The organism is Paenibacillus sp. GYB003 (genome assembly GCF_036577625.1).
GTDB lineage: Bacteria > Bacillota > Bacilli > Paenibacillales > NBRC-103111 > Paenibacillus_AB.
On record NZ_JARBDC010000005.1, the window covers coordinates 180,978 to 193,283 of the forward strand.

Here is a 12,306-nt window from a genome sequence, read left to right on the forward strand (position 1 = left end):
ATCGACTGTATTATACCACGGAAGCGCAACCTCTTCTTCCCTGAAACTTGGGGAACAAGGCCCATTTTGCCGCGCGGGGAAGGCCGCCGAAAGAACTATATTTCGGGCTGCAAACGAAAAAAACCGACCGCGCTTGGCGGCCGGCATTGATCCGTCCCGATTATTTGGCCCCGGGATCGTACGAGCTTTTCAGCGAAACGATCCGGTTGAACACCGGCTTGTCCGCAGTCGAATATTTGGAATCGACGTTGAAATAGCCGTGGCGGAAAAATTGAAATTTCTCCTGCGGCCGGACGCCCGCCATGTTCGGCTCCACGAAGCCGTTCACGATTTCCAGCGAATTCGGGTTCAGCCGCTCGAGGAACGTGTCCGAGTCGACCTTTTCGTCCATCACGAGCGGTTCGTACAGGCGGAATTCCGCCGGAATGCCCTGCGTCGCGTCGACCCAGTGGATCGTCCCCTTCACCTTGCGGCCGGTGAAGCCGCTGCCGCTCTTCGTTTCGGGATCGTACGTGCAGCGGATCTCGACGACGTTGCCGTTCTCGTCTTTGACCACTTCCTCGCACTTGATAAAATACGCGTGCTTGAGGCGCACTTCGTTGCCCGGGTACAGCCGGTGGTATTTCGGAGGCGGGTTTTCCGCAAAATCGTCCCGCTCGATCCAAATTTCCCGCGAAAACGGAATGCTCCGATGGCCCATGTCCGGATTTTCCGGGTTGTTTTCCGCTTCGAGCATTTCCGTCTGCCCTTCCGGGTAGTTCGTGATGACGACTTTGAGCGGCTCCAGCACGGCCATCGTCCGCGGCGCCTTCAGCTTCAAATCTTCCCGTACGAAATGGTCCAAAAACTGCGCGTCGACCGTCGAAATCGCTTTGGAAACGCCGACTTCGCGCAGGAAGCTGCGAATCGCTTCCGGCGTGTAGCCCCGGCGGCGCATCCCGGTCAGCGTCGGCATCCGCGGATCGTCCCAGCCGTCCACCGTTCCGGATTCCACGAGCATTCTCAAATACCGCTTGCTCATGATCGTATTGGTCATATTGTAGCGGGCGAATTCGTATTGACGGGACACGTGCGGCATCTCGCACTCCCGGATGACCCAGTCGTACAGCGGCCGATGGTCCTCGTACTCGAGCGAGCACAGCGAATGCGTGACGCCTTCGATCGAGTCGCCGATCGGGTGCGAGAAGTCGTACATCGGGTAAATGCACCACGCATCGCCCGTTTTATGATGATGCGCATGAAGAATCCGGTACAGCACCGGATCGCGCATATTGATGTTCGGCGAAGCCATATCGATTTTGGCGCGCAGCACGCGGGAGCCTTCCGGAAACTCGCCGGCGCGCATCCGCGCGAACAAGTCCAGGTTTTCCTCGACGGACCGGTTCCGGTACGGACTGTCTTTGCCGGGCTCCGTCAGCGTTCCTCTCGCGATGCGCATCTCCTCCGGCGACTGGTCGTCGACGTACGCCAGCCCTTTGCGGATCAGATGCACCGCCAGCTTGTAGTTTTCCTCGAAATAGTCCGAGGCGAAATGCAGCTCGTCCCACTCGAATCCGAGCCATCGAATATCGTTCAGGATGCCGTCCACGTATTCTGTGTCTTCCTTGACCGGGTTCGTATCGTCGAACCGCAAATTCGTTTTTCCGCCAAACTCGTCGGCCAGCTCGAAATTGAGGCAAATCGCCTTGGCATGTCCGATATGCAAATAGCCGTTCGGCTCCGGCGGAAACCGCGTCACGACCTGGTTTACCCGGCCCTCTTTCAAATCTTCCGCAATGATGGTTTTGATAAAGTTCGATGATGCCGTTTTCGTCTCCATCTCCCGATGTGCCTCCCCTTTCGCCGAATGGTTGCGTCTCTCGCTATATCTCTATATCATACACAAAATCCGGGGGAAATATAAGGATAACCTCCGATCGAAGCAGTTCGAGGAGGTGCGACCGCGGTCCAACAAGATGTTATTACCGGCTGCTGGAAAACCTCCCGTTATTTTCGCCGGTATCCCTGCCCCGAGGCAATTTAGCGTGAAATCCGCCCGTTAAATTGTCCCGAATCGCTCTTTTCACCGATGCATCGCTGAATTAACGGGAGCTTATCCCGTACCATTCGAACCGATGGCCGAAAGGAGACGAATGAACGGGAGGTATTCCAGTAATACTCGAGTTGCCTGGATGCAGAAGGACTCCGGACGCGGAAAACGAAGGCACATTTTCAAGCCAAAAGCAGGAATTTGGTTCTTGATATGGAACTACATTCCAAGCGCGTGTGGTTGGCGGCTTATCCCGGTGAGAGAAACGAGGAGAGATCGTGTCGAAGCAGAGAATCGCGGAGATCGAGATCGCAAGAGGGACGGCTATTCTGTGCGTCTTGCTTATTCACGGCACTTCGGCGGCTTTGTCGGACTTGTCCGTCGACTCTCCCGCCCATGCGTTCTATTTTCTCGTCAACCGGCTGTCTTGCTTTGCCGTTCCCGCTTTCGTGCTGTATAGCGGCATCGTTTTTTTCTACCGGAACTTCGATGGTTGGAACGGACGGCAGCTAATACCGTTTTATAAGCGTAGAATCGTTTCCGTTTTAGTTCCGTATATCGCATGGACTTGCATCTATCATTACATGAACATCGGTCTCGGCTACGGAACGGAATGGGCGTCGCTCCGGGAAGTCGCGCTCGCCTTGGCGACGGGCAGTACGATGTATCATTTGTACTTCGCCGTGCTGATCATGCAGTATTACATACTCGCCCCCGCCCTGCTCGCTTTTGCGGCCGCCTGCAAACGAGGCTTCTACTGGCTGCTCGGCGCGGCTTTTGCCGTTCAATGGGGATTCGGCTATTGGATCGCCATGCGTCATCCGGCATTGGACAAATCGTTTTTGAGCTCGACTTACTTGGTCGCCTTCGTCTGCGGCTGTTGGATCGGCCGCCGCTACGATGCTTTCGAACGATGGCTGGACAAACGGGCCAACCTGCTGTTCGCCGTCGTTCCGATCGCTTCCGCCGCTTTCGCCGCCCTGCAGCTGGCGGAGCGGTATACCGGCTTCCAGCCGAACCGGACGCTATCGGAGGCGATCGTTCACGGCTTTTGCATCGTTACCGCCGTTTTTCTGCCGTATGTATGGCGGAAGCTGCAGTACGTTCCGGTTGCAGCCTTTCTGCGTTATATAGGCATTTATTCTTTCGGCATTTATCTCATTCATCCGGCCGTTATGGCGGTTTACGATCACTACGTGCACATCCCGGCATCGTCCACTTGGTACCATATCGGAATCGCCTTGAAAATCGTTGTCATCGCCTGCATTCCGATGCTCCTGATCGCAGCCGTCCAATCGTTCCCATGGTCCTGGATTTTATTCGGTGCGCTCCCTCGGCGCAAAAAAGTCCCCGAACGCGTCTCGGAGGCGACGAAGCCTTACGCGCCCGGCGGTTAAACGATATCCAAGTATAGTTTCAAAGCGTGTCTAACCGCTTCTTTGATCGGGTCCGACTTGATTTCCCCGCATTTCTGACCAAGCCGTTCTTTGCGTATGACTCGTATTTGATGGGCCAAGACGATTGAATCTTTAGACAACCCCGATACGTTTGCCGGCAAATAGACTTCAACCGGATAGACGGTTCTGCCCGGCTTTAAACTGGTTAGGCTCAAAATCGAGACAACCGGCAGCGCCATGTTCACCACTTCCGCGGAGACGACCAGTACCGGCCTGGTTCCCGCTTGCTCCGAGCCTTTCGTCGGATTTAAATCGGCCCAAAAAATTCCCCATTGATACGTTACCATTCGGAATTCTCCTTTGCCGACTCCTTATCCGCGTCGCCGGAGCTTTCCATGCTGTCCTGCAAGTCCTCCATAAACAACGGGTCGTTTGCCGCTTTCGCCATTTCCGTTCTCAGCATCTCTTTTTCCATTCGGACGCAGTATTCCTCCATCGCTTCTCTAACCCCGGCATTAACCGATGGGATATAGTTCTGCTTGACGAAAAACTTATACTTTTCGATTAATTCCGGAGGCAAGTTAAACGTACATGATAAATAAAAATACCGCGCGTCACCCTCGGCGCAAAAAAGCCCCCGAACGCGTCTCGGAGGCGCAAAAGTTGAATCCGCTATAACCGGCTTACAAAATTTTTTCGCCGAGCAGGGAGGCGATCAATTCGACCGCCGCTTTCGCCGTCCGGTTCCGGACGTCAAGCGTCGGGTTGACCTCGACGAACTCGGCGCTGACGACGACACCCGCGTCGGACAACAGCTCCATCGCCAGCAAGCTTTCGCGCAAGCTGACCCCGGCCGCGACCGGCGTTCCGACGCCCGGGGCGTCCTTCGGATCGAGGCCGTCCAGATCGAAGCTGACGTGCACCCCGCTCGTCCCGGTGGCCGTTTTTTCCAGCGCTTGCTCCATCACTCGGGAAATGCCGATCCGGTCGATCTCATGCATCGTGTAAACGGCAATGCCCTTCTCCTTCAAAAACCGCCGCTCGCCGGGATCGAGCGACCTCGCGCCGACGATAGCCACATGCTGCGGCTGCACGCTCGAACGGCCGCCGCCGATTTCGACCAGTGACGGATGTCCGTACCCTAAAGCGACCGCGAGCGCCATCCCGTGAATGTTGCCGGACGGCGAAGTGGCGGCCGTATTGACGTCGCCGTGCGAATCGAACCAGATGACGCCAAGCGGCTCCTTATGCCGTAAAATGCCGCCGATCGTGCCGATCGCAATGCTGTGATCCCCGCCCAAAACGAGCGGAAAATGCCCTTTGCCGGCGATGTCCGCGACCGTTTCGGCCAACTCCGCGTTCACCCGGACGATTTCGTACAAATATTTCAAATTCGATTCCGGCACGGCCGCATACGCCTTGGCACGCCTCACGATCATATCGCCTTCGTCGCGAACCGTATAGCCGAGCCCTTCCAGCCGCTGCTGAAGTCCCGCGCACCGAATCGCGCTCGGCCCCATGTCCACCCCCCGCCGGTCCGCTCCGAGATCCATCGGCACGCCAAGGACGGTAATGTTTTGTCGAATTCGCGGATTCATGCAAGCCCTCCTTTCGAGGAACGGCCGCGCTACGCCAACAACCGGCACAGCCGCTCCAAAGCGAAATCCAGCTCATCCTGCGTAATGACGAGCGGAGGCGCGAGGCGAATCGTCGTTTCGTGCGTTTCTTTGCACAGCACGCCCAGCTCCATTAAACGTTCGCAGTAAGGCCTGGCCGGGCGGTCCAGCTCCAGTCCGATAAACAACCCTTTGCCCCTTACGTCCTTCACGATCCCTCCCGCCAACGGGCGAAGCCGCTCCATCGCATGGTTGCCCAGCTCAATCGACCGGCCGGCGAAGTCCTCCTCCTCGAAAACGTCCATCGCCGCTATGGCGCAGGCGCAGGCGAGCGGATTGCCTCCGAACGTCGAACCGTGCGAGCCCGGATCGAACACGTCCAGCACATCGCGGTCGGCCGCCACGGCCGAAATCGGGTAAACGCCGCCGCCCAGCGCTTTGCCGATTATATAAACGTCGGGAACGACCTGCTCCCAATCGCAGGCGAATCGTTTGCCCGTCCGCCCGAAGCCGGTCTGGATTTCGTCGGCCATGAACAGCACGTTGTGCCTTTTGCAAATATCCGCCGCCTCGCGCAAAAAGCCGTCCCGCGGCACGACGATCCCCGCTTCGCCCTGAATCGGCTCTACGAGAAATGCGGCCGTATGGGCTGTAATCGCTTCCTCAAGCACTTTGGCGTCCCCGTACGGAATCGTTTTGAAGCCGGGAGTAAACGGACCGAAGCCCCGCTTGTATTCCGCCGACGTAGAGAAGGAGGTGACCGTGATCGTTCGTCCGTGAAAATTGCCCTCGCACACGATGATTTCCGCGCTTCCCTCGGGAACGCCTTTCTTGTCGCATGCCCACCGGCGGGCGGCCTTGATCGCCGTTTCGACCGCTTCGGCGCCCGTGTTCATCGGCAATATCATCGTTTTGCCGGTCAGACCGGCGAGTTTGGCGTAACATTCGCCGAGCGGCTCGTTGTGAAACGCCCTGGAAGTCAGCGTGATGCGATCGGCCTGCGCTTTAAGCGCCGCGATGATCTTCGGATGGCGATGACCGTGGTTTAGCGCCGAATAGCTGCTCAGCATGTCCAAATATCGGTTGCCAGCCGAGTCCTCCGCCCAAACGCCTTCCCCGCGCACGAGAACGACGGGCAGCGGACTGTAATTGTTCGCGCCAAACTTGCGAATATGCTCGATTGCCGGACTCCGGGTATCCATCGTGCATTTCCCCTTTCGACCGTCGCGCGCAGTTTCGCGATAGCTGCTATACAGTATATGCGCTCGCGGCTATTGCGGCACACGGCGAAGGAGCCGGAGAAGACCCGCGTAACGCCCGTTTCGGGCACAAAAAAAGCGCCGGACTCGGAAGTCCGGCAGCAGGGGTAAGGGGAATCGTAGGCCAAAGCCGTTATCGAACGAGCTCGATATCGGAGTAGGTTGCAGTCATGACGGCGTCCTCCTGGTAGTCGCGAATGTTGCCGGTCGCTTGCAGCACGTCGCCTTTGCGGATCGGAGCGCCTTGGCTCTGACTCAGGCGAACCCTGAGCGTCCCGGTGTCATCCTTGATCGAGAACATAATACTGCCGTCCGACCGCTTCGTCGGCTCGGTAACGACCGTTCCTTGGACGGTTACCCGGCTGCCGGGCATATCGTAAGCTTCCAAAATCGACAATACCGGCGCATACTTCCAATCGCTTTGCGAATCGCCCGACACTTCCATGGCGGTCGCGTAATCGATTTGCCGATGGACGGTTTCATAGGCGATCAGCAGCATGAACGTGAACAGCATGGCCAGTCCGACGCGAACGTTGCTCATTCTCATCATCCGTTTCCTCCCGACTTTTCAGCGCTAGGGGATGCTAGCTTTAGCATAACCATCCACTGTTAACGCCAATCGCGCATTGTGTAAAAAGTTGATGAAGGATGAAGAAAACGACGCGCCCTTTTCCAAACCAGGACGGTTACGGCTCGTAATAGTGGAGCGGCTGTCCGGACGCTTTGCGCAGCTCGTTGGCCAGCTCGTTGCGCCGCACTTTATCGGCGTCGGACGCTTTATCGAATTCGTGCGCGAGGAACCGTTCGATGATCTCATTCACATCCTCCGCCTTGAGCCTGTATCCCACTCCGCTCCACCATCCTTCGTCTCCGTAAGATTCGTCCAGATCGATTCCGATCCCGTTCGCTCGAATATCGTTGCGATATTGGTAAATATGAATGCCGTCCGCCTTTCGACCTCGGCTCCAGGCATATGTTTGCCAATACCGGGAGCAGACCCCGGCGTCGCGTACCGCCTCGATGACGGAGCAAGAGCCGTAAACGCCCGTCAAGTAACCGGGAGCCGTTTCCCCGGCCGCACGGATGTAGTCGATCACGGTTGGCATTTGCGCGGCTGTGGCGTCGAAGTCGACGGCAAAATAAATGGCGCTGCCTTCCGGCTGGCCGACCGCCTTCGCGGTTTGCACGGCCGCAGCACCGTCTCGCAAGCCCGCCTCTCTCCCTCCGAGCGCCCGGTCGGCGGTCGTTTCGTACACGGAGACGATGTGCAGCCCGGCTTCGCCGATCGCCTCCGCCTCTTCCCGGGTCAGCCGTTTCCAGCCTTGCGGAACGAGGTACCGGCAGACGAAGTCGAAGCCCTGCGCTTTGAAAGCCGCGGCGAGCGTCGCGTTTAAGGGCGTGGCGCAATCGAAGCCTTGGGTCATGTCGGTTTCCCTCCTGGCGGATGCAGCGATTTGTTTTGTATTTGTCCCGCGGCCGCCGCTACCAAAAACGCGTTGGCGAAGGCGAGAAAACAGGTGCGCCAATCGGCGGTCGTGCCGGTCGCGAACTGCGCCGCAAGCAGGACGAGCCACGCTACCGCGACGGCGTACAGATCGGTCGGGATGCGCCGCCGCGGCATCATTCGATCGAGAAGCGCCTTCGTATACTGCACGATGTAAAAAGTTAACAGCGAGGCACCGCCGATCGTCAGCAGCGCCTCCCAGCTGAAAAGCTGCGTGTCCTTCAAACGGCCATCCTCCTCTTATCCGATGTTGCCCCAAACAAAAGCGGCCGCGCCGCTGATCGCCCCGGTAATGACGGCGGCGAGGACGGTGCGCCACAGCCACTCGATGTCGGCCTGGACGCCGGACCACTTTTTGTCCGATTCCAGCTTAACCTCGTCGATGCGCTGATGCGCCGATTTCGCTCGAAGGTCCGCCTCGCGGGCGATATCGTCCGATTGATCCAGTTTATTGATGAGCCGGTTCAGCCCGGTCGCCATGTCGTGAATGGCACGGGCGTTCGTTTCCTGCAGCGCTTCCAGCTTGCCGACTTTGACCGCGATGTCGGAAAGCATCTTCATTCCCGGATCGCTCATAAGGAAAACTCCTTTCGGCTTGGAGATAGGGGGGCCCCGATTGCTCGGGGCGGGGTAAATTGTGGAGTAGTCAAACCGCTCATTATTTTGAAATTGCTCTGATACCGGCTGCTGTACTTACCCGTACCGGACTTGCTTTAGGATCAGTAATGCTAACTAATTCTAGAGCCCCAATGATTCCCGCCGAGTTTGTTGCCCGGATAGGTATAGGACCCGTAACCCCGGAAACGGGGTCATACAATGGCAAGTTGATTACCCCTCCGCTTGCGGATATAGGGTACGAACCGATTTGCTTCTTGGTTACGAATTCGAAAAAGGTATACGCGCTTTGGTTGCCTGCGTTGTCGTAGTAAATAACGGTATACCTATAACGTTTGCCGGGAGTTAATCCCGTAATCGTTTTACTTGTAACGTCCCCAATGTCTGTCCCGTTGTATAACGGCGTTCCTACCCAGTTGTTTCCGTCCCATTCGCCGAAGTACAGATTGGTAGATTTACGCCCGGAAGACGGAGCGGGGTCTGAAAATTGGCTCCATGTCAATTCCACTGAAGTAGTGTCCCATACAGCCGAAGGGTTCGGATCGTTTGCCCGCTGGGAATCGACGAAGAAATAAACCGTTTTAGACCCTACCATCCAGTTTCCAGCCTTATCGAGCGCATAGAAATCTACGCTGTATTCGCCCTGAGCAGATAACGGAATATCCGCATACCAATCCGATCCGGACTGGCTGCATTGGACGCTGTTTACAGGGGCCTGGCCGGGGACTTTATAGTTGCAATAAACCGTTTGAATACCGGAATGGGCATCAGCTGCGCCGTACGCCCAAACCCTTCTGCTTCCTGACGTTTGGTTCGTGTAACTGTATCCTTGAACGCTTGATATGGTCGGCGCCGTACGGTCAACGATAGTCTCGATAATATGTGTCATTGCGCTATTCCCGGCATTATCGTAGACGTAAACGTGGGTCGTATACAATCCTTCCGCTCCGCCGCTGTAATTATTGATAGGAATATTGCAATACCAGTTATTCGTCGCCCCATCCTTGATGCCATCGTACCAAACAAAATCCGTATTAGGTCCATTAGTAGGAAACTTGACGCTGGATACTCCCGAGTGTACATCAGTAGCCCCATAAGCCCACACTTGGAAAGTGCCTCCGACAGCCGTTGTCAAGTACTGCTTAGGCGTTACATTGGAAATGGAGGGGCTGGCCCCGTCTACCCAAGCATAAGCCCGCGCCATACTGCCTACATTTCCTGCCGCGTCGATCGCCCTGAAGTCTATCCCCCATAGGCCTTGCTGATCGCCATTCCAAGCCATATCGATGCGCCAAGTTCCGTTTCCCTCATTGACTGCATTATTGTATTGAAACCAACTGCCATCCGGGCGTACAAGATGCGTAGTAACATAGCTGACGCCAGATAGATTATCAGTAACGCCTTGTGCCCTCGCGCTTACCGTCGCCCCGTTATTCCGCTGATATACGGTAGGGGAAACGCTGGAAATCGTCGGAGCCGCTCGGTCGATATAAATAGCATAATCGCCTTGATAGCTGCCCCAGTTCCCGGCTGTATCTCTGGTAGTTACAGAGAAGTACCATAAACCCTCACCGAGAGATGAGAATGGAACGTCGTGAAAATTGTTCCCGTTCCATATCTCCCCTGAATCGTAATTCCACTGTGCCCAGGCTGTATTTGAACCGACAAGACGATAGGCGGTTTGGGGCGTTAAGTCGCTGTACGTCCATACTAAACGCATATTTCCCGAACTGGCATTTGTTGCCGAAAACCTCGCTCTTCCTTCGATGTAGTGGCTGGAAGTACCGGGAGATGAAGAGTCGATTCCTGTATACACATTTCCAAAAGCACTGTCAGGTCCATTACCATTCGCTCGGTTTACCGCGCCGTTTTGGTCTTTAACTTTGATCCGAACATAGTAGTTTCCATCCGAAGAGAATGCCCCCGAAGGAAAAGTATAGCTTGTGGATCCGCTATTAATCCATCCCGAAGACCACAATACGGATGAATAAGCTGAATTTACAATCTCTATATAAAAGGCGCTTTGATAATTCCCTGCATCCGGATCGCTGAAATTCCAGCTTACCGTCGGCGTTCGCGTATTTAGCCATTGGCCCCAAGAAGGCGAGGTTATGGAAGGGGCGTTAGGTTCGGCGTTTGGCGGCGTATAATCGACAACGAGATACGGTTGACTATACCCCGTCGAATAGTAATTGATTTCATATGCAAAACCGGTGTATATCCCTGAACTTTTTTGTGCTAATGATTCCGATGTAACGTTGTAGTAAAGTGTGGCACTCGGAGCGTAATCAAACTGTGTATATTTTGTCCACGTAAAATTTGACGGTGTACTATATCCCGTATACAAAGATAAGTTATCCGTAGGAACCCGATTAAGCCCGTACAGTGGAAAAGACCAATTTCCAGAAGGATACTCGTAATATGTCCCTGGTATACAAAGCGTTATTGTATTAATTGCCCCATTTGGAATTTGGGAAAAATTAAAATTTACTACATTCCTGCTGCCGTAATATCCTGAGGCACGTGAAGCACGCAAGGGATTGCTTGATGAAAGGTAATAATATTCATCTACCATTTCATCCTCTCCGTTAGTCACTTGCAAATATGACGCCGCTCTTTCATACGTCGGGTACAGCGTAACTTGCGCCATTTAACTCACCCCCTCGCGCTCATAGGTCGCTACGAATCCAAATGCGCCCTATTTCCGGGTTTACAGGGTCGCTTGTCCGAACCTCCAGTTTAAAAGGCTTCGTCCCATCTGTCCGAGCCGCATCCACTTCCGCCTTTCGCGCGACGTCGTCACTCGCTGAAGGTGCCCCGGCTTTAATACGACCGTTTGAATCGCGCTGGGCGATCGTGCTCGGGGTGGGAGCCGATGTGGCTGCGTCAAGCGTCGATTTGATCGCTTTAACGGTTGTGCCCGGTACTGTTCTCCAGCTAGACTCGCCGGTGATCGATTTGATCATATTGGCCAACCAACCCATTAGAGCAGTAAGCACCGCCGTATCCGCGGTCGGGGCACTGACGTCGCTGATAGTACGATTACCGATTACCGAATCCGTCGCGGCTCCCGCAGCGAGTTGACCGCTGCCGACCGTATTGTCGGCAATTTTGGCGGCTGTAATGGCTTTAGTAGCAATCTTTGCTGTCGTTACGCTGCCATCGGGATGATCCAGAACGGCCGCACTCTTATGAGCATCAAAATCGCTTTGCGCCGCGGTGTTCGCATCGATCAAATCCAGATTTTCATTATGCGCGGCGCGACTGACCGTTTCATTTTCCAGCGGCTTTTTCAAACCTAATTTCGGAGTGATATCAGGCATTATTTATATACCTCCAATTGGTCCCACGTAAGATGGAGTGCATCAAGTTGATCCCACGTCAACTGCTTGGCATCCAAATCCGACCATAGAAAATAACGGAACTCAAAGCCGATGTCCAAATGAGCGGGCACGACGGCCCGCAAAGCTTCTTTGCAATCTTCCAGATTCTGAGGTATGCCACGCGTATCGACAAATTTGATGACAATGGCGCTACCGGCGAAATTTTCGATAACATCGATAGCACCCCCGTCATACGCCTCCGCTACTTCCCGGACGACGCGTCCCGTTGCGGTACCGTACCCGCGCAGCCGGGAAACGATCTGGTCGCGGCGGGCGTTATTCGTCTTCCCCGCATCGAACGATAGCCCCATCTCTTTTTCCCATTGGTCCAGCCCCCAATCAGCCGTACGGACATACAGTTGAAGTAATATGCCGTTTAAAGCTTCATGGAGCTGGTTCAATTCGTTTCCCTCTCCTTGAAGGAGAGAGCGGATGGCTCGCGACGTATCGTAATAACGGGGAAGATAGGACAACATTTGCTTGCTTCTCGGACTCATCGTACT

At 55.2% G+C, this 12,306-nt stretch carries 13 protein-coding genes; 1 reads left to right on the forward strand and 12 read right to left on the reverse strand.

The window, feature by feature from the left end; translation table 11 throughout:
* Nucleotides 1-160: 160 nt before the first annotated feature.
* Entirely contained in the window at nucleotides 161-1,819 is a 1,659-nt protein-coding gene (locus PV407_RS04245; protein WP_332088625.1) for a glutamine--tRNA ligase/YqeY domain fusion protein, read from the reverse strand.
* A 488-nt stretch (nucleotides 1,820-2,307) separates the two neighbouring features.
* Here PV407_RS04245 and PV407_RS04250 point away from each other — a divergent pair, with 488 nt between their 5' ends.
* Entirely contained in the window at nucleotides 2,308-3,426 is a 1,119-nt protein-coding gene (locus tag PV407_RS04250; protein ID WP_332088626.1) for an acyltransferase, read from the forward strand.
* Here PV407_RS04250 and PV407_RS04255 read toward each other — a convergent pair.
* The 11 genes from PV407_RS04255 to PV407_RS04305 form a co-directional block, all read right to left on the reverse strand.
* Complete coding sequence (locus PV407_RS04255; protein ID WP_332088627.1) at nucleotides 3,423-3,773, reverse strand: type II toxin-antitoxin system PemK/MazF family toxin; 351 nt, start codon at nucleotides 3,771-3,773, stop codon at nucleotides 3,423-3,425. The two genes, PV407_RS04250 and PV407_RS04255, sit on opposite strands and share 4 nt — an antisense overlap.
* The gene (locus PV407_RS04260; protein WP_332088628.1) at nucleotides 3,767-3,901 is read right to left on the reverse strand and encodes a hypothetical protein; all 135 of its coding nucleotides are present in this window, start codon (nucleotides 3,899-3,901) and stop codon (nucleotides 3,767-3,769) included. The genes PV407_RS04255 and PV407_RS04260 overlap by 7 nt, the downstream gene beginning before the upstream one ends.
* Nucleotides 3,902-4,109: 208 nt before the next feature.
* Complete coding sequence (gene rocF / locus PV407_RS04265; protein WP_332088629.1) at nucleotides 4,110-5,024, reverse strand: arginase; 915 nt, start codon at nucleotides 5,022-5,024, stop codon at nucleotides 4,110-4,112.
* A 29-nt stretch (nucleotides 5,025-5,053) separates the two neighbouring features.
* Complete coding sequence (gene rocD, locus PV407_RS04270) at nucleotides 5,054-6,244, reverse strand: ornithine--oxo-acid transaminase (protein WP_332088630.1); 1,191 nt, start codon at nucleotides 6,242-6,244, stop codon at nucleotides 5,054-5,056.
* Between the two features lie 190 nt (nucleotides 6,245-6,434).
* Nucleotides 6,435-6,848, reverse strand: a complete 414-nt coding sequence (locus PV407_RS04275; RefSeq protein WP_332088631.1) for an OB-fold nucleic acid binding domain-containing protein — start codon at nucleotides 6,846-6,848, stop codon at nucleotides 6,435-6,437.
* Between the two features lie 139 nt (nucleotides 6,849-6,987).
* Nucleotides 6,988-7,725 carry a DUF1906 domain-containing protein gene (locus tag PV407_RS04280; protein WP_332088632.1) on the reverse strand — a complete coding sequence of 246 codons (738 nt, stop codon included), beginning with the start codon at nucleotides 7,723-7,725 and terminating at the stop codon, nucleotides 6,988-6,990.
* Nucleotides 7,722-8,030, reverse strand: a complete 309-nt coding sequence (locus PV407_RS04285; RefSeq protein WP_332088633.1) for a hypothetical protein — start codon at nucleotides 8,028-8,030, stop codon at nucleotides 7,722-7,724. Before PV407_RS04285 ends, PV407_RS04280 begins: the two co-directional genes overlap by 4 nt.
* Before the next feature lie 15 nt (nucleotides 8,031-8,045).
* Nucleotides 8,046-8,381, reverse strand: a complete 336-nt coding sequence (locus tag PV407_RS04290; protein WP_332088634.1) for a hypothetical protein — start codon at nucleotides 8,379-8,381, stop codon at nucleotides 8,046-8,048.
* 82 nt (nucleotides 8,382-8,463) lie between these two features.
* On the reverse strand, nucleotides 8,464-11,070 hold the full coding sequence (locus PV407_RS04295; protein ID WP_332088635.1) for an Ig-like domain repeat protein: 2,607 nt from the start codon (nucleotides 11,068-11,070) through the stop codon (nucleotides 8,464-8,466).
* Nucleotides 11,071-11,089: 19 nt separating this feature from the next.
* Entirely contained in the window at nucleotides 11,090-11,743 is a 654-nt protein-coding gene (locus tag PV407_RS04300; protein ID WP_332088636.1) for a hypothetical protein, read from the reverse strand.
* Nucleotides 11,743-12,300 carry a putative phage tail protein gene (locus tag PV407_RS04305; RefSeq protein WP_332088705.1) on the reverse strand — a complete coding sequence of 186 codons (558 nt, stop codon included), beginning with the start codon at nucleotides 12,298-12,300 and terminating at the stop codon, nucleotides 11,743-11,745. Before PV407_RS04305 ends, PV407_RS04300 begins: the two co-directional genes overlap by 1 nt.
* Between the last annotated feature and the right edge of the window lie 6 nt (nucleotides 12,301-12,306).

Coding starts and splice junctions, on each gene's coding strand:
- PV407_RS04245 (WP_332088625.1), bottom strand. CDS start 1,819: ATGGAGACGAAAACGGCATCATCGAACTTTATCAAAACCATCATTGCG.
- PV407_RS04255 (WP_332088627.1), bottom strand. CDS start 3,773: ATGGTAACGTATCAATGGGGAATTTTTTGGGCCGATTTAAATCCGACG.
- PV407_RS04260 (WP_332088628.1), bottom strand. CDS start 3,901: ATGGAAAAAGAGATGCTGAGAACGGAAATGGCGAAAGCGGCAAACGAC.
- rocF (WP_332088629.1), bottom strand. CDS start 5,024: ATGAATCCGCGAATTCGACAAAACATTACCGTCCTTGGCGTGCCGATG.
- rocD (WP_332088630.1), bottom strand. CDS start 6,244: ATGGATACCCGGAGTCCGGCAATCGAGCATATTCGCAAGTTTGGCGCG.
- PV407_RS04275 (WP_332088631.1), bottom strand. CDS start 6,848: ATGAGAATGAGCAACGTTCGCGTCGGACTGGCCATGCTGTTCACGTTC.
- PV407_RS04280 (WP_332088632.1), bottom strand. CDS start 7,725: ATGACCCAAGGCTTCGATTGCGCCACGCCCTTAAACGCGACGCTCGCC.
- PV407_RS04290 (WP_332088634.1), bottom strand. CDS start 8,381: ATGAGCGATCCGGGAATGAAGATGCTTTCCGACATCGCGGTCAAAGTC.
- PV407_RS04295 (WP_332088635.1), bottom strand. CDS start 11,070: ATGGCGCAAGTTACGCTGTACCCGACGTATGAAAGAGCGGCGTCATAT.
- PV407_RS04300 (WP_332088636.1), bottom strand. CDS start 11,743: ATGCCTGATATCACTCCGAAATTAGGTTTGAAAAAGCCGCTGGAAAAT.
- PV407_RS04305 (WP_332088705.1), bottom strand. CDS start 12,300: ATGAGTCCGAGAAGCAAGCAAATGTTGTCCTATCTTCCCCGTTATTAC.